At 66.7% G+C, this 22,622-nt stretch carries 17 protein-coding genes and 1 tRNA gene; 12 read left to right on the top strand and 6 right to left on the bottom strand.

The features are described 5' to 3' along the window. Positions 1–21 precede the first annotated feature (21 nt). The gene (locus R8G01_16770; protein MDW3215655.1) at positions 22–396 is read right to left on the bottom strand and encodes a hypothetical protein; all 375 of its coding nucleotides are present in this window, start codon (positions 394–396) and stop codon (positions 22–24) included. Between the two features lie 240 nt (positions 397–636). Between R8G01_16770 and R8G01_16765 the strand changes: the two genes are divergently transcribed. The 3 genes from R8G01_16765 (at position 637) to R8G01_16755 (ending at position 4,985) form a co-directional block, all read left to right on the top strand. After that, positions 637–954, top strand: coding sequence for a metal-sensitive transcriptional regulator (locus R8G01_16765; GenBank protein MDW3215654.1), 318 nt, complete (start codon positions 637–639; stop codon positions 952–954). Further along, on the top strand, positions 951–3,128 hold the full coding sequence (locus R8G01_16760) for a heavy metal translocating P-type ATPase (protein MDW3215653.1): 2,178 nt from the start codon (positions 951–953) through the stop codon (positions 3,126–3,128). The genes R8G01_16765 and R8G01_16760 overlap by 4 nt, the downstream gene beginning before the upstream one ends. A gap of 627 nt (positions 3,129–3,755) precedes the next feature. Then, on the top strand, positions 3,756–4,985 hold the full coding sequence (locus tag R8G01_16755) for an MFS transporter (protein MDW3215652.1): 1,230 nt from the start codon (positions 3,756–3,758) through the stop codon (positions 4,983–4,985). Between the two features lie 287 nt (positions 4,986–5,272). Here R8G01_16755 and R8G01_16750 read toward each other — a convergent pair whose 3' ends face one another. Continuing rightward, positions 5,273–6,265 (bottom strand): alpha/beta hydrolase, encoded by a 993-nt coding sequence (locus tag R8G01_16750; GenBank protein ID MDW3215651.1) that lies wholly within the window; start codon positions 6,263–6,265, stop codon positions 5,273–5,275. Positions 6,266–6,338: 73 nt separating this feature from the next. On the opposite strand from R8G01_16750, the gene R8G01_16745 reads away from it, so the two are divergent. Then, complete coding sequence (locus R8G01_16745; protein ID MDW3215650.1) at positions 6,339–6,677, top strand: YnfA family protein; 339 nt, start codon at positions 6,339–6,341, stop codon at positions 6,675–6,677. Positions 6,678–6,751: 74 nt separating this feature from the next. Here R8G01_16745 and R8G01_16740 read toward each other — a convergent pair whose 3' ends face one another. Further along, positions 6,752–7,156, bottom strand: coding sequence for a heavy metal-responsive transcriptional regulator (locus tag R8G01_16740; protein ID MDW3215649.1), 405 nt, complete (start codon positions 7,154–7,156; stop codon positions 6,752–6,754). A 362-nt stretch (positions 7,157–7,518) separates the two neighbouring features. On the opposite strand from R8G01_16740, the gene R8G01_16735 reads away from it, so the two are divergent. The 3 genes from R8G01_16735 (at position 7,519) to R8G01_16725 (ending at position 9,501) form a co-directional block, all read left to right on the top strand. After that, on the top strand, positions 7,519–7,767 hold the full coding sequence (locus tag R8G01_16735) for a hypothetical protein (protein MDW3215648.1): 249 nt from the start codon (positions 7,519–7,521) through the stop codon (positions 7,765–7,767). Positions 7,768–7,825: 58 nt separating this feature from the next. Continuing rightward, positions 7,826–9,187, top strand: coding sequence for an NAD(P)/FAD-dependent oxidoreductase (locus R8G01_16730; GenBank protein ID MDW3215647.1), 1,362 nt, complete (start codon positions 7,826–7,828; stop codon positions 9,185–9,187). A 236-nt stretch (positions 9,188–9,423) separates the two neighbouring features. After that, a tRNA-Gly gene (locus tag R8G01_16725) sits at positions 9,424–9,501 on the top strand. A 145-nt stretch (positions 9,502–9,646) separates the two neighbouring features. On the opposite strand, the gene R8G01_16720 is transcribed toward R8G01_16725, so the two are convergent. Beyond that, a complete protein-coding gene (locus R8G01_16720) occupies positions 9,647–10,918 on the bottom strand; it encodes an IS256 family transposase (GenBank protein MDW3215646.1) in 1,272 nt (423 codons plus the stop codon). Positions 10,919–11,154: 236 nt separating this feature from the next. On the opposite strand from R8G01_16720, the gene R8G01_16715 reads away from it, so the two are divergent. The 5 genes from R8G01_16715 (at position 11,155) to R8G01_16695 (ending at position 16,756) form a co-directional block, all read left to right on the top strand. Further along, the gene (locus R8G01_16715) at positions 11,155–12,051 is read left to right on the top strand and encodes an ATP-binding cassette domain-containing protein (protein ID MDW3215645.1); all 897 of its coding nucleotides are present in this window, start codon (positions 11,155–11,157) and stop codon (positions 12,049–12,051) included. After that, on the top strand, positions 12,048–13,202 hold the full coding sequence (locus R8G01_16710) for an ABC transporter permease (protein ID MDW3215644.1): 1,155 nt from the start codon (positions 12,048–12,050) through the stop codon (positions 13,200–13,202). Before R8G01_16715 ends, R8G01_16710 begins: the two co-directional genes overlap by 4 nt. A 260-nt stretch (positions 13,203–13,462) precedes the next feature. After that, entirely contained in the window at positions 13,463–14,410 is a 948-nt protein-coding gene (locus R8G01_16705; GenBank protein MDW3215643.1) for an ABC transporter ATP-binding protein, read from the top strand. Continuing rightward, complete coding sequence (locus R8G01_16700) at positions 14,410–15,582, top strand: ABC transporter permease (protein MDW3215642.1); 1,173 nt, start codon at positions 14,410–14,412, stop codon at positions 15,580–15,582. The genes R8G01_16705 and R8G01_16700 overlap by 1 nt, the downstream gene beginning before the upstream one ends. Positions 15,583–15,592: 10 nt before the next feature. Continuing rightward, positions 15,593–16,756, top strand: coding sequence for an ABC transporter permease (locus R8G01_16695; protein MDW3215641.1), 1,164 nt, complete (start codon positions 15,593–15,595; stop codon positions 16,754–16,756). Positions 16,757–17,056: 300 nt separating this feature from the next. On the opposite strand, the gene R8G01_16690 is transcribed toward R8G01_16695, so the two are convergent. Together R8G01_16690 and R8G01_16685 are read right to left on the bottom strand one after the other, a co-directional pair. Continuing rightward, positions 17,057–19,996 carry an EAL domain-containing protein gene (locus R8G01_16690; protein ID MDW3215640.1) on the bottom strand — a complete coding sequence of 980 codons (2,940 nt, stop codon included), beginning with the start codon at positions 19,994–19,996 and terminating at the stop codon, positions 17,057–17,059. Positions 19,997–20,119: 123 nt separating this feature from the next. Further along, positions 20,120–22,558, bottom strand: coding sequence for a winged helix-turn-helix domain-containing protein (locus tag R8G01_16685; protein MDW3215639.1), 2,439 nt, complete (start codon positions 22,556–22,558; stop codon positions 20,120–20,122). Between the last annotated feature and the right edge of the window lie 64 nt (positions 22,559–22,622).

The raw sequence follows: 22,622 nt of genomic DNA, 5'->3' as shown, positions 1-22,622 counted from the left end.
GTGTCCGGAACCGTGAGCAGGTCATCGCCTGTCGATGTCCTGCGAGGAACCCATGGCATCCCGGTTCGATTCCCGTCTGTGGCGTGAACGGTTGCCGATCACGATGCCGCCGCAACGACGAGGCCCTGGGTGAGCGCGTTGGCCTCGTTGCGGGTGACCTCGTGCGAAGTCGAGCTGCCAACTCGAACGGAGGCGCTCCCGGCTCTGGTCGTATTCTTCGGCGGTCATCTGTCCGCGCGCGAAGCGTAGGTCGAGTTCCTGGCGAGCATTCTCGGCCGATCTGCCGCGATCCATGTTTCGGACCAGCCAGATCGTCCCCACGATCACGAGGACGAGGACGGCAAATCCGATCAACGTCCACAGGAGCATCCAACCACCCATCCAGCCGCTCATCATGTCGTCTCCATTCATTATTCCTACAACTCCGATCCTTGCTCGCTCTGCGGGGCAGAGATAACAACTCCTACCCAGTGTAGGGGCGAGTCATGCTCCCGGAGTTCCGAGAATCGTCGGCTTCGACGCCTCGCAGAATCGGGCACGATGTCGCGGAGCAGACCCGAGAGGGCGAGGGCACCGGACAGGTGGTGGCAGCACGTGGAGTGGCAAACCCCCCCCCGGGTGGGTAGGGTATGCGTCATGAAAGCTGAACATCAAAGCGCTGTACTGCGCCGACTGAAGAACGCTCGCGGTCATCTCGACGGGGTGATCCGCATGGTCGAGGACGACACGTACTGCCCCGACGTGATGAAGCAACTCTCGGCCGTGCAGGGCGCCGTCCAAGGAGCGAACCGGCTGATGCTCCGGAACCACCTCGAGACGTGCGTCGCGGCTGCGATGCAGGCTGGTCGTACCGGCGAGATCGTCGACGAACTGATGGAGGCGTTGCGCTTCGACCCGGGCCCGCCCTCCGTCGGGCTGGAACCAGCGCCGACCGTCGAGGAGGTGTCGGTATGACCACGACCGACGCCACCCCGTCCGAGGTGTCCGAGCTCGACGTCGGTGTCGAGGGAATGACGTGCGGTTCGTGCGCCGCGCGGGTCGAGAAGGTACTGAGCCGCCATCACGGTGTCCGTGACGCCAGCGTCAACTTCGCGACCGGCAAGGCTCACGTCGCGTTTGACCCCTCGGCCGTTGACATCGACGACTTGACGGCCGCCGTCGACAAGATCGGCTACGGGCTCACCAGCCTCGAACAGGCCGACGCGCACGCAGATGAAGAGGCCGCCGCACAGGCGACTTGGTGGCGACGGGTCCTCATCGCATGGCCGCTCGGGCTCGCGACGCTCGTGCTCTCGCTGGGTTTCATGGAAGACGACTGGGCACGCTGGACGATCGCCGCGTTGACGGTTCCGGTGCAGTTCTTCGTCGGCTGGCCGTTCCTAGCGGTTGCTGCGGAACGGGCGAAGGCCCGCACGGCGAACATGGACACGCTGATCGCCATCGGCACGTTGGCGGCGTTCGTGTTCTCGACGGTCCGGCTGTTCACCGGTGGGGATCTCTACTTCGACACAGCTGCGCTGATCATCGCGTTCCTGGTCCTGGGTCGCTTCTTCGAAGCCCGGGCCAAACAGCGGGCGTCGGGCGCGATTCGCGCCCTGCTCGAGCTGGGCGCCAAGGAAGCCACCGTGATCGTGGAGGGAACGGAACGAACCGTGCCCATCGAGCACGTGAACGTGGGCGATCTACTGCGGGTCCGCCCCGGCGAGAAGGTTCCCGTCGACGGCGAGGTCGTCGAGGGCGCTTCTGCGGTCGACGAGTCGATGCTCACCGGCGAGTCGGTACCCGTCGACAAGTCCACCGGCGACCGGGTGGCCGGGGCCACCATCAACACCCAAGGAGCCCTCACCATCCGAGCGACTGCGGTGGGATCCGACACCGCCCTGGCACAGATGGTCCGACTCGTCGAGCAGGCCCAGGCGTCGAAGGCGCCCGTCCAACGCCTGGCCGACCGCATCTCGGGCATCTTCGTTCCGATCGTGATGGCGATCGCGATCGCGACCTTCCTGGTCTGGTGGCTCGCAGTCGGCGAACCGGCGGACGGTGTCGTCGCCGCCGTGGCGGTGCTCATCATCGCCTGCCCCTGCGCGCTCGGACTAGCCACGCCGACGGCGATCATGGTCGGCACCGGGAGGGGTGCGTCGATGGGCATCCTCATCAAGGGCGCCGAGGTCCTCGAGAACTCGAAGCGCGTCGACACCGTCATCTTCGACAAGACCGGCACGTTGACCAAGGGTGAGATGAGCCTCACCGATCTCGAACCCGCCCCCGGCGCCGACCCGGACGAACTCCTCATCCTGACTGCCGCCGTGGAAGACGCCTCGGAACACCCGATCGGACGCGCCGTCGTCGCGGCAGCTCGCGAGCGAGGATTCGGCCTGCCGACCGTCGCGGAGTTCACGTCCGTCACCGGCCACGGCGTACGCGCCACCATCGACGAACGCGTCGTGTCGGTCGGCCGCCGCAAGTTGATGGCACAAGACGGTCTCTCGATCGCCAACGCACTCGAGGAAGCGGCCGACCGCATGGAGACCGAGGGCAAGACTGCGATCTTCACCGGCTGGAACGGCGAAGCACGCGGGGTGATCGCGGTGGCCGACACCGTCAAAGACGACGCCGCCGCAGCCATCGCCGCACTCCGCGACCTCGGCGTCACCGTGGCGATGATCACCGGCGACAACCAACGCACGGCCGAGGCCATCGCCGCCCAGGTCGGCATCGACACCGTCCTCGCCGAGGTGCTCCCCGCCGACAAGTCCGCCGAAGTCGCTCGCCTGCAGGCCGACGGCAAGGTCGTGGCCATGGTGGGCGACGGCATCAACGACGCCCCTGCACTCGTCCAGGCAGACCTCGGCATCGCCATCGGCACAGGCACCGATGTCGCCATCGAATCCTCCGACATCACGCTGCTGTCCGACGACATGACCGGCGTCGCCACCGCCATCCGCCTCTCCCGGCGCACGTTCCGCACCATCCTCCAGAACCTCGTGTGGGCCTTCGGCTACAACACCGCCGCCATACCACTCGCTGCACTCGGCCTGCTCAACCCGATCATCGCCGGCGGCGCCATGGCGTTCTCCAGCGTCTCCGTCGTCCTCAACAGCATCCGCCTCTACCGCTTTCGCCGATGACGATCGACGACCACGACGCCTACCGACGTCGCTCGACGCGAGACGCACGTGTCGCCGCGAGTCGTGATGGCGGCCCGGCCCTTGGAGCAGCAGTTGGATGGACGGTCGAGCCTGGACCGGGAGGATCCTGAATGCGCATCGGGCAACTGTCTGACCGGCTCGGCGTCAACCCCAAGACCGTCCGCTTCTACGAGAGCATCTCGTGTCGGTCGGGATCGCCGTCTTCGGCATCGAGGATCGCCACGAAACTCTTGCGTCGGGCGTCAACACCGCCATTGTCCGCACAGCGGGCGTGGTCGCCATCGCCGCCCTGCCTGCCATCAGCAGCTTCGACCTCGACATCCCCGTACCCGAACTACTCGACGCATTCCGAACAGCCATGTTCGCCAGCGCCGCCGCCTCAGCGCTCGCCGGCATCATCAACGACGAACCCGACGCACCAGCAGGCCGGAAGCTGAACAACCAACCTCCTCAGCCTCTATGTCCATGCAGACCGAGGTCGAGCAACGCGTGTCCCGTTCCGACGCGACAAAAAGGGCCCGCCGAAACGACAATGGGACGCGCTGGAGGGCGACGGGATGATCGGCGCACACCCTCGACTGCGACGTTCGCTGTCGTTGTGATGGCATGTTGAAGCTTCTGCGCTCCTCAGGCGAGTTCCGTCGCCTGTTCCTCGCTCACTCCGTGTCACGGGCCGGCGAGGCCTTCAACACCGTCGCGCTCGTCGTGCTCGTGTTCGAACTCACCGGCACGGGACGTGGCGTTGCCGGCGCAGTCATGTTCGAGGTCCTGCCCGTCCTGTTGATCGGTCCCATCTCCGGGCTCGCAGCCGACCGTGTCCCTCGTCGCATGCTCATGGTCGGAGCCGACGTGTTCCGCGCCGCAGTCGCCATCGCACTCGTCACATCCGCAGACTCCGTCGCGATGGCCTACGCCGTGGCGTTCGGACTCTCCATGGGTGCCGTGCTGTTCAACCCAGCAGCGGCATCACTCCTCCCCGAAGTCGTCGACGGCGACGAGATCATCGAGGCAAACAGCGCCATGTGGACCGCAGCCGTCATCGCCCAGATTGCCATCGCGCCTGTCGCAGGATTCATGATCGCCGCTTTCGGTGTTGAGATCGCGTTCTTGATCAATGCCGCCACCTTCATCGCGTCAGCGCTCCTGCTGGCGGGCCTGCGAGCCGGACGCGTTCGCGCGGATACAACCGGACGCGGCTGGAACGGAGTGCTCGCCGGGGTGCATACCGTCCGAGCCGATCCTCTCCTCACCCGCCTCGCAGTCGTACAGATTCTGGCATCGATGTCCGCAGGGGCCACCAGCGGCCTGCTCGTCGTGCTCGCCGACCGCTGGCTCGGCGTCGGACCAGGCGGGTTCGGCACCCTGCTCGCCGCGATCGGCGTCGGCGCGGCCGCCGGCCCACTGTTCCTGCGCCGATTCATCAGCGCCGGCGACAAGCGCTGGCTGTTCGGACCGTTCGCAGTCCGCGGCGGCGTCGACCTCACACTCGCAACCGTCGCCAACCCCCTCGTCGCAGGCGGCGCCCTCACCATCTACGGCATGTCAACCAGCACCGGCATGATCGCCTACCAAACCACCCTGCAAACACTCGTACCCGCCGACACCCGAGGACGAGCATTCGCCTTCTACGACGTCCTCTGGAACGGCGCGCGGCTCGTCTCGCTCGCGCTCGGCGCCCTCGTCGTCGACGTCTCCGACGTCCGCCTCGTCTACCTCATCTCCGCAGCTCTCCTCCTCGCGGCAGCCACCGTCGGACTCACAACGAACCTCGACTCAACAGAACCCGACACCACCCGCCAACGACCACGCCCACGCAACGGATCGGGTAGTGCATGATCACGCTTCGGAAGGCGGCCGCAATCCGTCCGTGATCGGCATGGCTGGGTGCCGGCAGCCGCCCACATCCCCAGTCGTCGACGACGCAGATCCCTCGGCGATGTCGGCTACGTGGCTGTATCCCCGCTTCGATCTGCGCGCCACCGAATCCTTCGCCGACGTCTTCCCCCGTCTGACAGAGCTACGGAGTCAGCTGCGAACCCCGATGTCGGCAGCTAGGCCAAACCTACGGACGACGGTTCTGCGATCTTGCTGGAGCTTCGAGCATCTGATGTGGCACCAGCGATTCATGCGATGTTCGAGCTGTTGGCGATCGCGACGATCTCGTCGACCGCACCGCCCGGGTCGATCAAAGGGGCGCGGTGGTCGCCGGGCACACGGACGATCTCTACGTTCGACATCGTCGTTGCCAGCGCCGCGATCGCATCCGGGTCGCCGATGCGGTCCTCGAACCCCCACACGAGCCGCACCGGCACGCCGCGATCATTCAACGTCTGCAACGCGGACGTCCAACCGGTGTCGAAGGCCACATGGCGGAGCGCGTCTCGGTAGGCCGGCCAGGTGTGCAGCACGGCCTGACGAGCCAACACCGAAGGAGTTGCCGGGCTCGACATGACGGCGATCGCCGCCGCGATCCGTCGATACCTGCACATGCGGGCGCACAGCCACGCCGCCAGATCCGTGTCGATGGCGACAGCGCGTTGCATCGCGCCCGAGATCTCGGCGCGGGCGCGGTCGCCGTCGAGATAGAGGGGTGGTCCCCAGGCCACGACTCCGGCGACCTGATCGACGTTGTGGGCCGCCCACCGCAACGCGAGCGCGCCGCCGAGTGAGTGACCGACCACCACGACCGGGCCACCGCTGCCGAGTTCCCGCACGGTTTCGTCGAGGGCCTTGAGGTGATCAACCACGTCGAAATGGTCCCGGGTCGAGTCCATCGCCCGACCGAAACCCAACAGATCCGGCATGACCACCCGGCCGTGTTCGGCCAGCCGGTCGAAGCCAGCCCCGAAACAGTCCGCAGTCGTACCCACACCGTGGAGCACGAGAAACGTCGGATCACCGGAACCCCCGACCCTCGCCGGCAACGCGCGGTCGGTCCGCAACGGTAGGGACGACCGTCGCCAAGACGCGACGTATGGCGCCCGCGAACGTGTCCACCACCACGCGGCGGCGCTCAGCCCGACCGCGGCAACGGCGCCGACCAGCGCCCGGCGAACGCCCCGGTTGCGCGCCCGACGGCCTCGGCGAAGCGAGTGCGCCCGTGCGACTGAGTTCATGCCGCTCACCTTCGCGCGGCCGAGCGACGACTCCAGCCTCAGGCGCGAACTGGTGGGGGATACCGTCGGTCGCATGCCTGACACGTTGCGTTCGGTCCTGTTGTTCGTTGCCGCCGCGATCTTGGAGATCGGCGGGGCGTGGATGATCTGGCAGGGCGTCCGCGAGCATCGCGGTATCGGCTGGATCGGGATCGGTGTCGTGGCGCTCGCCGGGTACGGCTTCGTGGCGACGTTCCAGCCCGACCCGAACTTCGGTCGAGTTCTTGCCGCCTACGGCGGTGTGTTCGTCGCCGGATCGCTGCTGTGGGCCGTGATCGCGGACGGATTCCGACCCGACCGCTACGACATGGTCGGCGCCACGGTCTGCCTCGTGGGTGTTGCGGTGATCATGTACGCCCCCCGTGCCGCCTGACCGGGACCACCGACGATCCGGGCACCGAATGAGCGGTCAAAAGGCTCCGACGCCACGCTTCGACTTCACCCTTTCTATTGGTGGGTCGAGTTGAGGATGTGACAGACGTCGCGGTCGGCGCAGTCGGCAGGGTCGAGTCGTCGGCTCCGCTCCAGCAGCACGTTCAGTTCCCCTTCGAGCGTCTCGAGTTCGCGTCGTCGCGTCTCGACGGCTTCGAGTTTTGATCGCAGCAGGCGCTCGACGTGCTCGCACGGAGCGTCGCCGCCGTCGCGGACATCGATGACGCTACCGATCTCCGCCAACGTGAGACCGGCGGCCTGCGCGCTCTTGATGAATCGCAACCGCTCGATCGTGGCGTCTTGGTAGACGCGGTAGCCGTTCGCTGACCGTTCGGGGTTGGGCAGCAAGCCTCGCCGTTCGTAGAAGCGAATCGTTCGCGTGGGGAGGCCGAGGGCTTCGGCTACCTGTCCGATGCGCACGAACGCAGCGTACCCAACCCTCTCCCGCAGAAGAAGGCGCGGGAAACATCGAATCCGGGCTTGACCTTCTCCTACAGAGCAATGTTTACAGTGGAGGCTCACGACCACGAACGGCGCGAACCCATTTTCGCTCACGCCGACCCTCCGACAACGAAACAGGAAGCGTCATGAACAGTTGCTGCAGCACGTCCGACACCGATGCACAGCCATGCCCCGCGTGCGGCCACGACGGGCCGATCATCGGCTCGGCAACGGTGCGCCCCCACCGGACCGACGCCGCTCATGGTGATTGGCAGCATTGCGCGAACGAGCACTGCGCGGTCGTCTTCTATTTCGGCGGGGACACCGTCGATGCCGGCTCGGTGAGCACACAGGTCGGTCTGAAGGCGACCGACAAGGAAACACCGGTGTGTTTTTGCTTCGCCCACACCGCCGACGCGCTCCGTGACGACCTCGAGGCGCATCGCGGCGTCAGCCAGATCAAGACGTCCATCAAAGCTGCCGTCGCCGACAGCGCGTGCGCGTGTGAGCACCTGAACCCGAGCCGTCAGTGTTGCCTCGCCGACGTTCACCGGACCCTGCAGAGCTTGGACCAACACACGCCCGCCTGACCGATGCCCACACCCGTTGGTCACCGCCCCTCCACCAGAAAGCGCCACGAGACCACTGATGAGCAACGACACCAACCACTACGACCTGATCGTGATCGGCGCCGGCATGGCCGGCAACGCCGCTGCCAACAAGTGCGCCGCCGCGGGCTGGCGCGTGGCGATCGTCGACGAACTCCCCTACGGCGGCACGTGCGCGCTCCGCGGGTGCGACCCGAAGAAGATCCTGCGACGCGGCGCCGAGATCATCGACAGCGCCCGCCTCATGACCGGCAAAGGCATCGACGCCGACGGCCTGCACATCAACTGGAACGATCTCATGAAGCACAAGCTCGGCTTCACCGAACCCGTCCCGGCGAACATGGAGAAGGGCCTCGACAACAACGGCGTCGACACGCTCCACGGCTCGGCCACCTTCACCGGCCCCAACACGCTCGACATCAACGGCGACGGATACACCGCCGAGCATTTCCTGATCGCCACCGGAGCCCGACCGCGACCGCTCGACTTCCCCGGCGCCGACCACTTGATCGACAGCACCGCCTTCCTCGACCTCGACGAACTGCCCGAACGGATCGTGTTCGTCGGTGGCGGGTTCATCTCCTTCGAGTTCGCCCACATCGCGGCGCGCGCCGGGGCCCGCCCGACGATCATCGACCATGGCCCACGACCGCTCAAGGGGTTCGACCCCGACCTCGTCGACCTGCTCATCGACCGCAGCACCGACGTCGGCATCGAGGTCAGCACCGACACGTCGGTCGTGTCGGTCGACACCGACGGCTCCGGATCCGTCGTGACCGTCGAACGCGACAGCGAGCAGACCACGCTCGACGCCGACCTGGTCGTGCACGGCGCCGGCAGGATCTCGGAGCTCTCCCGGCTCGGGCTCGAGGCCGCGAACGTCGAATACGGAGAGCGCGGGGTGAAAGTCGCCGGACACCTGCAGAGCGTCACGAACGCCGCGGTGTACGCGGCCGGCGACTCCGCCGACACCGCCGGCATGCCTCTCACGCCGGTCGCGGTGTTCGAAGGCAAGGTCGCGGCGTCGAACATGCTGAAGTCGTCCACCGTGATCCCCGAGTACGCCGGGGTCCCGACGGCGGTGTTCACGATCCCCGAGCTCACCCGGGTGGGGATGCTCGAGAGCGAGGCCGTCGACGCCGGCATCGACGTCGATGTCCGATACAGCGACACCAGCGGCTGGTACTCCAACTATCGGGTCGGGGAAACGACCGCGGCGGTGAAGATCCTCGTCGACACCACCAGCGACACGATCGTCGGGGCGCACATGCTCGGCCCCGAATACGGCGAACTCATCAACTTCTGCGCGCTCGCCATCAAACTCGGCCTCACCACCCGGCAACTCAAATCGATGACCGCCAACTACCCCACCGTCACCTCCGACCTCGGCGCGATGCTGTGAGCCGCGACGAGCGCTCACACGTACAGACGCTTGTCACTCGGACCGATGCGACCGACCGGCCTCCCACCGGAGCATGCTCACGCTGCAGACTGACAAAGATCGCCGGGGAGTCAGGTTGAACGTAGCGTCGTCGTGCCTACAACGTGCCTAGAACAGAACACAACAGACGGCATCAGAACGCATCAACGCACTGACCTGCCGTCCTCGGTTTCTCGCCGACTACCAGGGAAAACTCTGCGTGTGCAGGCACTTCGGGACTATCCGCCGTGTAGCTTCCCAAGCTGAATACGGGAGTTCGATTCTCCTCACCCGCTCAAGAACTCCTGGTAGATGGCTGTTCTTCGAGATCTCCTCCATCCGGCCCAGCGGCGGCGTGCCCTACCGGTGAGGTACGACGGGACTGTCAGATCGTTGGTGTAACTGATCTGGCTGGTCATTGTTGTTGGGGATCGTAGAGCCTCAGAAGAGGCGGCCTTCGAAGGTGATCGCGAAGGCGTTGAGGGCGGGCTTCCAGCGGTTCATCCATCGCTCTTGGCCGGTGCCTTTCGGGTCGAGCGAACGGACCACGAGGTAGAGGCATTTCATGGCGGCCTGCTCGTTGGGGAAGTGCCCACGCGCCCTGGTCGCCCGCCGGAACCTGGCGTTGAGCGACTCGATCGCGTTGGTCGAGTAGATCACTCGGCGGATCTCGGGTGAGTAGTCCAAGAACGGCACGAACTCGGCCCATGCGTTCGCCCAGAGCGTCTTGATGGCCGGGTAGCGGTTGCCCCAGATGGTGTGGAACTCGTCGAGGCGTGCTGCTGCGTCGGCTTCGTTGACGGCGGTGTACACGGGTCGCAGGTCGCGGGCCATCTTGTCCCAGTCTCTGCGGCTGGCGAGCCGGAACGTGTTGCGCAGCAGGTGCAGCACACAGGTCTGCACGATCGCCAACGGCCAGGTCGCTTCGATCGACTCCGGCAAACCCTTCAACCCGTCGCAGACGACGATGCACACGTCGTCGACGCCACGGTTCTTGATCTCGGTGAGGACCTGGAGCCAGTACTTGGCGCCTTCGCCGCCGGTGCCGACCCACAACCCGAGGATGTCGCGTTGACCATCCACGGTCACACCGATCGCTGCATACACGGGCCGGTTGGCGACTTGGCCGTCGCGGATCTTCACCACGATCGCGTCGATGAACACCACCGGATACACCCGGTCGAGGGGCCGGTTCTGCCAGTCGGCGAGCTCGCCCAGCACCCGGTCGGTGATCTTCGAGATCGTCTCACGGCTGATGTTCGTCGAGTACACCTCGGCCAGGTGGGCTTCGATCTCACCGGTCGTGAGCCCCTTCGCAGTCAACGAGATCACCATCGAGTCGACCCCGTCGAGCCGGCGCTGACCCTTGCGCACCGTCAACGGCTCGAACGTGCCGTCACGATCCCTGGGCACGTCAACTTCGATCGGACCGATCTCGGTGATCACCGTCTTGGAACGCGTCCCGTTGCGGCTGTTGCCGTGATTGCGGCCCTCGACGGCGTGTTTCGGATAGCCGACATGGTCGTCCATCTCGACCTCCAACCCGGTCTCGAGGACCTGCTTGGTCAGATCCGCGAGCAAGCCTCCCGGCCCGACGAGGCTGCGCCCGTCGGCTTTGGCCTGGTCGACGAGCTGCTCCGCGAGCGACCGATCCGGCCGCTGCTCATTCGTGTCGTCCGACGGTGTCGCCACCGCCACATCATGGTCTGTCATCGTTGCCTGTCCTTCTCGCCGAGCGGGTCGCTCAGCGTTTCAGGCCAGACCAGTTACACCGCGGATCTGACAGTCCCGGTACGACCGGCGATGCGCCTAAGCGTTGCCGCTGGTCAGAGCCCGATTCGGGCCGCTGAACCACCGGTCGTCCGTGTGACCGCGGCGACCCGGTTCAGCAGATGCAGAGACGACCGGACGGGAATGGCGCTGACCGAACGCGGGTAGGGGTGGCGTCGATGTTGAAGGCGCAGCAGCTCGAGAAACGCTATGGATCCGTGGTCGCATTGGACGGTTGCTCGTTCGCCGTGGATCGAGGGCGACAGGTCGGTCTGTTGGGTCAGAATGGCTCGGGGAAGACCACCGCGATGCGGGCGATCTTCGGGTTGGTCGAGTTGGATGCCGGTTCGGTGTCGTGGAACGGCGCGTCGATCGGTCGGGCCGAGCGGGCTCGCTTCGGGTACATGCCAGAAGAGCGCGGGTTGTACCCGAAGATGTCCCTGTGCGAGCAGCTCGTTCATCTGGCGCGTCTCCATGGTGTCGCTCGCGATGACGCCACTGCGGCTGCGCAGCGCCGAATCGACCAGGTCGGTCTCAGCGACCGGGGCGACGATCGGCTCGAAGAGCTGTCGCATGGGAACCAGCAACGGGCGCAGCTCGCTGCGGCCGTGGTACACGATCCAGATCTGCTGGTGCTCGACGAGCCGTTCGCCGGTCTCGATCCGCTCGGCGTCGACGCGATGCACGCAGTGCTGCGTGCTGAGGTCGAGCGAGGTGCAGCGGTGCTGTTCTCGAGCCATCAGCTCGACCTGGTCGAGTCACACTGCGACGACGTCGTCATCATCGACGAAGGACACGACGTGCTGTCCGGATCGCTCGAGGATGTCCAGGCCCGCGGAGGCCAACGACGGGTCGAGGTCGCATTCACCGATCGCGTCTCGACCGAGGATCTACAACGACGCGTGCCCGACGTCGAGATACTCGGTGACGGTGACGGGATCGTTCGACTGGCCGTCGCCGCTGACGTTGAACCGGCACGCCTCCTCGACGCACTCGGCGAGATCGGCGACGTCAGGCAGTTCGCATACGAACCACCCCACTTGTCGGACCTCTACCGGGAGGTTGTGCACTCGTGAACGTTGTCCGCAGCGTCGGCCTCATCGCTCGTCGTGAGTTGCTCACCCGAGTGCGATCCCGCAGCTTCCAGCTCGGCAGCCTGGTCATCGTCCTGGCCGGTGTCCTCGTCGTGATCGCACCACAGTTGCTACCCGAGCCTGATGGCCCGGAGTGGACGATTGCGGTCACCGGGCAGGCCCCGCCGGGCACGCAGGAGGCGCTGCAACTTCTCGACGACAGCGATCCGGCGACGATTTCGATCCGACAGACCGACACCGCCGATGCCGACGCGCTCGCAGCGGGCGACGACGTCGACGCCGTCATCATCAACGCCAACGAGATCGTCGTGGACGCATCCGCCGATGATCGGCTGGCCGCCTTGCTCACGACCGCTGTCCGACAGGCCGACCTGATCGCCGAGAACGCAGAGGGAGCAGCCCGAGTCTCGGTTCGCGAGGTCGGCGAGGTCGGCGATGACGACGCCCGACAAGTCGTGGGGTTCGCCGGAGTGCTCGCATTGTTCGTCGCCATCGTCACGTACTGCGGCTGGATCCTCAACAGCGTGCTCGAGGAGAAGTCGAATCGTGTCGTCGAGATCATCGTGTCGACGGTCCACCCTCGCGAACTTCTCGCCGGCAAGGTGATCGGCAACGGAATCGCCGGACTCATCCAGTTCTGCACGGTCGTGGCCGTCGTCGCAGCGGCCGCGGCGATCGCGGGCAACCTGCCGGACCTGCCCGGCGGCGTCGCCACCAGCACGGTCGGCGTCGTCGGCTGGTTCCTGCTCGGCTTCACGCTCTACGCCGTCGGCTACGCGGCAGCAGGCTCGCTCGTCTCACGCCAAGCAGACGCCCAGAGCGCCCAATCCCCGATGCTCGCAGTGGTGATGATCGGATACTTCGCAGGACTGTTCGTTGTCAATCCCGACCCGTCGAGCACGCTGTCGGTCGTCCTGTCTCTGCTCCCACCGTTCGCCCCGTTCGCGATGCCCGTGAGAATCGCCGCGGGAGACGCCCAACTCTGGGAGGTCGGCGTCGCAACGGTTCTCACCGTCGCGACGATCTGGGCCATGATCCGCCTCGCAGGACGGATCTACATGAACGCCATCCTGCGCACCGGCGCCCGCGTCCCGATCCGAGATGCGCTCCGCCGACCCAGCATGGCCCGCTGACCAGCCCGACCAGCCAGGGCCATCGGACAGGGCACCTCGGCGCGCGATCACGATCACGAAGACGGCTGGCATCGATCCGATGCCGACCCAACCGGGAGCGTCCGTTCGGCGGATCGCGGACGCCACGGTGTCGCCAACGACGTAGATCTTCAGATGGGGCGGCCACACTCGTGGTCGGGGTCTTCTCGAACGAGATCAACCTGATGCCTCAGCTGTCGCGAAGTACGCTGGTCGCGTCGCCGAGGTGGGAAGGAAGCGATGTGGTCGAGCAGATTGACGTGTTGCGCGCCGAGTCGCTGCTCAAGCGGTTCGGGGAGTTGACGGCGGTCGACGGTGTGTCGTTCCGGATCGCTCACGGCGAGACGTACGGCTTGCTCGGGCCGAATGGGGCCGGCAAGACCACCGCGATCTCGATGATCGCCGGGCTGCTCGCTGCCGACGACGGCACCGTCACCGTGTGCGGACACGAAATGACGCCGTCGGCGATCGAGCCGAAGCGGCACCTCGGCCTCGTACCTCAAGACCTCGCGATCTACCCGGAGTTGACGGCGCGGGAGAACCTTGTCTTCTTCGGCAAGCTGCACGGTCTGCGCGGCAGCGAGCTGAACGGTCGGGTCGACGAGGTGCTCGACCTGATCGGCCTCACCGATCGCGCCAAAGACCCGACCAAGGAGTACTCCGGCGGCATGAAGCGCCGGCTCAACATCGGCATCGGGCTGCTCCACCGGCCGACCTTGCTGATCCTCGACGAGCCGACCGTCGGTGTCGACCCACAGTCACGAAACGCCATCCTCGAGTCGGTCGAGGCACTGTCGGTCGAGGGCATGGCCGTGCTCTACACCACCCATTACATGGAGGAAGCCGAACGGCTCTGCGACCGGATCGGCATCATCGACTCGGGCACGCTGCAGGCCGAGGGCACCCGTGACGAGCTGATCCGCCTGACCGGCGGCGTCGACACGATCCGGCTGCGCGGCTCGGGCGACCTCGCCGCCGCCCGAACCGCGCTTGCCAAGGTGGACGGCGTGGAGCGGGTCGACCTCGACCGCCAGACCCTCACCCTCACCGCCCACGACGCACCCACCCACGTCGCCGACATCGTCGGCTGCGCGGCGTCGGCCGGCGTCGCGCTCACCGACGTCGAGATCACGCGACCTGACCTCGAGTCGGTCTTCCTCCACCTCACCGGCAAGGCGCTGCGCGACTGATGCGACGGCTCCTCATCCTCACGGCGTCCGACCTCCGCCAACGGATCCGCGACCGGTCGGTCCTCATCTTCGCCCTCGCAGTGCCGCTCGCTTTGATGTTCGTGTTCAACCTCGTGTTCGGCGACACCGACGAGCTCGAGCTCAGGGCCGTCGCGGTAGCGGTCGGTTCGTCCACCGACGACGAGATGGCACCGGTCGTCGTCGACGCGATCCGATCACTCGACGGGGAGGGTTTCGACGTCACCGTTTCCGACCTGCCGGTGTCGGTGGCCCGTGAACGGATCGACACCGGCGAGGCCGACGTTGCGATCCTGCTGCCCGACGGGTTCGGGCGGGCGGTGCAGACCGGCGCATCCGTGACGGTGGAGGCACTGCGCGGCGGGTCGGCCGAGCTCGAGACCGACATCGTGCTGTCGGTCGTCGACGGTGTACTCGACCGGTCGCACGCCGGCGCCGTCGCCGCCGGCGCGGCCGCCGCCGAAGGCGTGCCACCTGAACAGGTCGGCCGGCTCGCCGAGCAAGCGGCCGCAGGCGGACCCGCCTACGACCTCGTCGAGGGCGAGGCCGCCAGCGAACAGCTCGATTCCGGCGCCGCACTCGTCGCCGGACAGGCCGGGCTGTTCCTGCTGTTCACCGTCGGCTTCGGCGTCACCGGACTTCTCATCGAGAAGGAGAACGGCACCCTCTCCCGGCTGCGATCGATGCCGATACCACAATGGTTCATCGTCGCCGGCAAGGCATTGATGAGCCTGATTCTCGGGGTCATCTCGACCTCGGTGCTGCTCACCGCCGGCGGGTGGCTCTTCGACGCCGACTTCGGGTCACCCCTGCCGGTGTTCGTGTTGGTCGTGTGCGCCACCGCGGCGGGTGTGTCGGTGATGTTCCTCGTCGTGCGCATCGCCCGCACCAGCGAACAAGCCGGCGTCGCCACCGCCATCGTCGCGCTCGTGCTCGGCATCGGCGGCGGCGCCTTCATCCCGGTGAGCGCCACCGGCACGCTCGCCACGATCCTCGACCTCAACCCGGTCGCGGCCCTGCTGCGCGGGCTCGGCATCACCTCCGCCGGCGGCGGCATCGCCGACCTCGGCGTGCCGATCGCGATCATGCTCGGCTTCGCCGCGGTGACGATCGGACTCTCACGTCTCGTTCCCGACAGGGGTGCGCTGTCGTGAGGAACATGTCGTGAGGAACGTCGTGACCGTTGCCGGGATCGAGCTGCGACGGTTCCTGCGCGACCGCTCCAACATCTTCTTCGTCTTCATCTTCCCCCTCCTGCTCGTCGCCCTGATCGGCGCCCAGTTCGGCGAGGGCGCAAACGCCGGCCGCGTGGCGGTCGTCGGGGACGACAGCGCGCTGCGCGACCAGCTCGTCGACGAACTCGAGGACGACGACGTGCGCGTCAGCGGCGGCGACTGGGACGGTGCGCTCGAGCAGCTGGCCCGGGGCCGGATCGACGTGGCGGTCCAGGTGGACGACGGGGCGGCGGGCGCACACGACACCGGCGAGCCGGTGTCGTTGGAGGTCGTGCGAGGCGCGTCGGCGAGGACGCAGGCGGTGGAGCAACAGGTCCGCACCGCGGTGGAGGCGGTGCGCTCGGAGCAAAGTCAGGTAGCGGCGCTGGCCGGGGCGGGCGTCGACCCTGCAGCGGCGGAGGCGGCGCTGACGCGGGCCAGGGCGGAGCTGAGCGAACCGGAACTCGAGGTGGCCCGCACCGACGAGCTCAGCGAGGAGTTCGACGGGCTCGGACAGTTCGACTTCGGTGCATCCGGCCAGCTGCTGCTGTTCGTGTTCCTGTCGTCACTGACCGGGGCGGCCACGCTCATCCAGGCCCGTCGCCAGCGGGTCGTGTCGCGCATGCTCGCCGCCCCCGTCTCCACCACCCAGCTGGTCGCCGGCGTGACGGCCGGACGGTGGGCGATCGCCTTCTTCCAGGGCGCCTACATCATGGTCGCCTCGGCGCTGCTGTTCGCCGTGAACTGGGGCACCGTGTGGCTGTCGCTGCTGGTGCTGGCCCTGTTCAGCCTGGTCGCCGCCGGCGCAGCGATGCTGCTCGGCACGACACTCGACAACGAGGGCGCCGCCAACGGGCTCGGCATCGGACTGGGACTGGTCCTGGCGGCGCTCGGCGGGGCGATGTTCCCCCTCGAACTGTTCCCCGACGGCATGCGAACCGTCGCCATGATCTCCCCCCACTCCTGGGGCTACGAGGCGTTCGCCGAGATCCAGCGCCGCAGCGGCGCCCTGGCCGACATCGCACCCCAGTTGGCGGCGCTCGCCGTGATGGCCGCCGGCCTGGTCGTCGTCGGCGCCTGGTCGCTCCGGCGAAGCATGACCCGACCGATGTAACAGCCGGCGTCGGCCGGGTCATGCCGCGCCACCACCGCCTGACCGGCGAAACGCGGCCTGTGCAGGCACTTCGGAATGTCCGACTCTCAGCTTCCGAAGCTGAGTACCGGAGTTCGATGCCCCTCACCCGCTCCACGAGGGCACCCGGTCGGAAGCTGCATCTGCCGTGTGGCCACTCTTGGCGTGGCTGGCCCTGCCTCGACTGCTTGGGAACTCGAGACGGTTGTTGTGCGGCCCGGTTCATGAGGGTGAACCGCGCCGAGCAACACGCAGGCCCTGCCCTGTCCGAGGCAGTCCAGATCAGTTGTCACCGGGCCCGGCAGCAAACCCGGGCGCCCTCGCGTTCTTCAGCCATTCGGTCGCATCGCTGGGGTCGAGGCCGCGACTCCAGAGGAATCCTTGTCCGTAGTGGCAGCCCAGTTCGAGCAGCATGGCCAACTGCTGTGCTGTCTCGACGCCTTCCGCGACGACGTCGAGATCGAGGTTGTCAGCGAGATCGACGATGGTCTGGATGATGGGCGTCGTCTGGGTTCGCGACCCGTCACTGGCGATGAACGACCGGTCGATCTTGAGCGCGTCGATCGGCAGGTCCTTGAGATAGCTCAGTGACGAATAGCCGGTGCCGAAGTCGTCGAGGCTGATCCGGACGCCGACGTCGCGAACTTTGGAGAGCGTCGTGGACGCATCGCTGATGTTTGCCATGAGCAGGCTTTCGGTGACCTCGAGATGCAACGCATCGGCAGCGACCCCGGCGTCACGGATCGCCTCACGCAGTTGCTCGGCGAGACTCGGCTGTTCGAGCTGCCGAGCGGAGAGGTTCACCGCCACCCACAGGTGCCTGTTCGCGGGGGTGGCGGAGCGCCAGAATGCGATCTGAGCCAGGGCCTGACGGATGACCCAATTGCCGACGGAGACGATCATCCCGGTGCGTTCGGCCATTGGGATGAACTCGCTCGGAGCGACACGTCCGAGCGTGGGGTGGTCCCATCGCAGCAACGATTCGAATCCGACCACTTGCTGCGTATCCAGCGTCACGATCGGCTGGAAGACCAGGGAGAGTTGTTCGCCGTCCAAGGCCGTCTCGAGGCCGAGTTGAATCTGCTGACGACGTCGCTGTTCGACTCGAAGCCGTTCGTTGAAGATCGCGCTCGCGGTGTGGGTTCGTCGAGCGTGAGCGAGTGCTGTGCCGGCGTCACGGATAGCGGTCTCGAGCGTGTCGGCCGGTTCGACCAGTTTGGCTCCGACGCTGGCCGTCAGGGTGATCGAGCGATGGCCGACCTGGACGGGCGCGTCGAACGTGGAACAGACTTGTTGCACGAGAGCATCCGGTTCGTCGTCCTCGTCGATGACGACGAACTCGTCGCCGCCGTATCGGCAGAGGATCGCTGACTCGCCGGCTCCAGCTGCCAGACGAGCGGCGACCTGCTGCAAGACGGCATCGGCTGATCGAGTGCCGATGCTGTCGTTGACCGCTGCGAAGTTGTCGATGTCGATGAGCGCCACAACTCTGGGCGCAGCGAGCCAGGTGTCGTCGCTGGCGGGCCTGCCGTGTGGCGACTCGAGCCAGGCCCGGTTGCGCAAGCCGGTCAGCGCGTCGTGGAATGCGATGTGCTCGATCGTGGCTTCAGCGGTGCGCCGTTCGGTGATGTCGAGCATGGTGCCGGAAATGATCCCGGCCTGGGTGCCGTACACATGGACGCGACGCGACTGGACCCATCGAATCTCACCGTCGGGGCGCACGATGCGGTGGATCAGTCCCACATCCGTGTCTCCCTTGAATGCACCCTCGAGCGCCGACCGCACCTGGTTGACATCGTCCGGATGAATGTGACTGAAGTCGATTCCCAAGTCTGGGTCCGGCTCGAGGCCCAAGATTCGCCAGAGCTCATCGGAGCGGCGGACCTTTCCGGTCTTCATATCGATCTCGAAGCTTCCGAGATGGGCGGCTTCTTGCGCGGCTGCGAGGTGGCGACGTTCCACGTCGAGTTCCTCGAGAGCCGTCACCTGATCGGTCACATCGCGCACGATGAGCGAGGCCGCCACGACCCGGCCTTCACGATCTCGGACCGGCGACACGGTCACGGACGCATTGAAGTCCTCCCCGTTGGAGCGACGCCGAACAGTGGAACGATTCGACAAGGCCTCGCCAGAGGCAATGCGGCGCAGAGACCAACCGATCTCGGACCGGAGCTGCGGTGGTGCCAGACACTCGGCAGAGCGGCCGATGATTTCCGCAGCTGTGTAACCGAACAGATCTGCTGCGGCTTGGTTCCACGTGAGGATCCGCCCGTCGAGATCTTCCGAGAAGATGGCATCGGTCGACGATTCGATGATCGCCGACAGGCGCGTCTGCAGCTGTTCCGACCTCCTTCGCTCGGTGAGATCGGTCGATGTACCGATGATGACGCTCAACGCACCCGCCTCGTCGTACAACGGCGTCGTCGTGAGCTCGATCGGAACGACCTCCTGATCCCGGCGATGAACGTCGAACTCGCTCGAGCATGTGTCGTTCGTCAGACTCTGGGTCGCGATGATCGCCGCCCAACTGCTGCTCTCCGTAGCGACCGGTATGACATCGGAGATGTTCTGCCCCACGACCTCGTCGGAACTCCAGCCGAACAACGCACACGCAGCGTCGTTCCAAGAGACGACCTGACCGGTCGTGTCGGTCGCGAACACCGGCTGCCCGACAGCAGCCAGAAGTCGCGCCTGGAAGACCACTGCCTCTTCTGCACGGTGACGGTCGGTGACGTCACGCAGGTTCGCGACGACGGCACCAACTGTCGGGTCGGCGAGGTAGTTGGCAGCGATCTCCTCGACCCAGCGCGTCTCACCGTTGTGCAGAACGACCCGGAACTCGGTCCGAACAGCGTCGCCCAACCGCTCCAGCCCGGCGAACTCACCCAACACCCTCTCTCGATCGTCGGGATGGATCATGCCGAACCCGTTCTGACCGATGAGTTCGGCCGGGGCGACGCCGAACACGGTCCTCGAACCCTCGCTGACCCACGTGATGGTGCCGTCGGCCGTGAAGAACATCACGACATCGCGCGATCGTGCAAGTGCCGCAGCGAAAGTGGAGTTGTCCGTCAACTCATCCGCTCCCTTCGACGGGAACAAGCAGTGGGATTCTTTGGCATGCCCCCTTAGCCGTCCGCCCCAACAAACCCTAGCGGGATGGATGGGAGCGCCCGAAGCGTCCTCGTCCCCGGACGAGGAGTCTTGGGCGGGGGAAGACACCTCGAACGCCAACGGCGGTACCGGGACGTGTCAGGTGAGGTACGACCGGCACGTTCCGGCTCACGAGCCGTTGCCATCAACACACCTCGCGAGGTTGTCCGGTCAATCGGGTTCTCGAAGCCGTCACGCGCTGGGCGCGACACGGTCGCCGATGATCTGGTCGAACGCAGCAATCGCCAAGCGGGTCGCCGTGGCAACATCACGAGCGTGCCCTTGGCGCACTGCTTCGTCGAACGCCCGGTCACCGAGCGCTCGCCGTGCGGCCTCGGTTGCCTGGTCTTCGACCTCGGCTGACGAATCGCCGACGTAGCCGGCCGCACGCCGCGCTCCCAACAACTCGGCCGCGTCGCGCGCTCGGCCGCCATGAACGAGCGCCAGCGAGGCGGCGGCGAAGTCGGCGAGCGCGAACTGCCATGACGACACTTCGACGTACGAGCGCAGCGTGGCGCGCAACACGCGGGCCGACGATTCGGCACCCGGAGAGGTCGAGAGCACGATCGACCTCGCCGTCGACGCCCCGCTGGCGAGGAACGCGAGCCCGAGCCGGCGGGCCGTCTCGATGATGGTGGTCAGCGCCTCGATCGCCTCGTCGGCCTGCGAGTCCCAGTCGAGGCGGAGCACCGTGCACAACGCAGCCGAGGCAGCCACGACGGGATCGCCGTCGGTGGCCCAGCTGTCGAGACGGGCGACTTCGGTCGGATCGAACGGACGCTGTGCCCCCTTGTCGAGGAAGTGCCCTGCCGTGATCGCGACGCGCTCGACGTAGCTCCCGGTGCCGTCGGCGATCTCGCGGAGCCGATCTCGACAGGCGTACGTCGCGGCCAGATCCCCCGTGAAGTAGTGATGCCACAGACGGGCGAGCTCGACCAGCGACGGGTCGGCGCCCTCCACTCGCGCGAGGTGATCGGCCGCGACGTCGAAGTCGCTGCGGTGGGTTCGCAACAGCGCGAGGGCGAGATGGGTCTCGGGCGGCGTCGGCCGATCTGCCGCGACGTCGAGCGCGATCGCCGCTTCGGCCCAGTCGATCACCTCGAACGAGAACGTCTGCTCGGCGAAGCGGGTCACTGCCGCGACGGCACGATGCAACGTCGCGGCATCGGTCTCGGCGCGGGCAGTCGCGACGAGGGCACGCAGGCTCGGCCATGCGGTCCGGATGGCGTCGAGGTCGCGAGCTGCGGTCGCCACGCGGATCGGCGCGGCTGCGTCGACCACGTCGAGCACGTGGTTCCGATACCGAAGACGAACGTCGTCGTCGATCCCCAACGACTCGGCGAACATCCTGATCGGCTCGAGCAGGCGATAGCGGCCGGTCGCGACATCGAACTCGACGAGCGACAGGTCGACCAGTGCCACGAGGTCGGTGATCGTCTCGGTCCGATCGGAGGAGCCCGGCCCGACGCACACGGTATCGACCGCAGCGAGGTCGAACTGCCCGACGAAGACACCGAAGCGGGCGAGCAGTTCTCGCTGGCGCTCGGTGAGCAGATCGACCGACCAGCGGATCGCCGTGTCGAGCGACGCGTGATGCGCGTCGGCGTTGTTGGTCTCATCGGTGAGCAGCTCCAGCCGCTCGCCGAGCAGCCGCGAGAGGTCGCCGAGCGGGATCGCTCGGGTCTTCGAGGCCGCCAACTCGAGCGCGAGCGGCAGACCGTCGAGCCGCCGACACACGTCGAGCAGCTCGTCCGACCGGTCGAGCGTGACGCCGTGCCGGGCGGCGTGTCCGATCAGGACGTCGGCGGCGCTCTCGGCATCGAGCTGGCCGACACGGATCACCGTCTCCTCGCCGAGCTGCAGCGGTCGTCGACTCGTCGCCAGGATGCGGAGACCCGGGCAACGTCGAAGCAGTTCTGCGGTCGCCGCGATCGCAGCGTCGATGACGTGTTCACAGTTGTCGAGCACGAGCAGGATGTGCCGCCCGGCGAGCATCTCGGCCAAGGCTTCGGTTACATCGGCATCGGCTCGTTCGGTACCGCCGACCGCCGACAGCACCGACAACAGTAGGGCGTCGCCGTCTCGGACATCGGTGAGGTCGGTCACGATCGCGCCCAGTCCGGCGGTGGCGTGGCGCATCAGGTGGGTCTTACCGACACCACCGGGGCCGACGAGGGTGACGAGGCGGCATTCGGCGAGTCGGCGATGTACCTCGTCGAGCAGATCGGCGCGCCCGACGAGCGGTTTGAGTCCCGCCTCGGCAGCCGGCGTGCGCAGTGGAGTCGGCGCCCCGAACCCAGCGGGCTGCGCCTCATCGACCACGTCGAGCCGGGCGACGAACTGGAACCCGCGACCGTGGACGGTCTTGACCACGTGCTGAGACCGTCCCGAGTCGCCCAGGGCGGCGCGCAGGTCACGCACCCGCGATGTGAGCGTCGCCGGCGACACGAACCGATCGCCCCAGACCCGATCGAGCAGCTCGAGCTTGGTCACGACACGATCGCGGTGTTCGATCAACAGGGCCAACACGTCGAAGACCTGCGGTTCGAGCGAGATCGGCGTGCCGTCACATTCGACGGTCCGCGAGCCGAGGTCGACGGTATGGCTCCCGAATCGCACGCGTTGTCCCATGTCAGCCCTGCTGCGAACTGTAGTGCTCGCACACGGAATCGATCTCCCGCAGATCTCCCGAACT

The organism is Ilumatobacteraceae bacterium (assembly GCA_033344875.1).
GTDB lineage: Bacteria > Actinomycetota > Acidimicrobiia > Acidimicrobiales > Ilumatobacteraceae > Ilumatobacter.
Note: the sequence above shows the minus strand (reverse complement) of the source record. Positions and strands in the feature narration are given on the sequence as shown.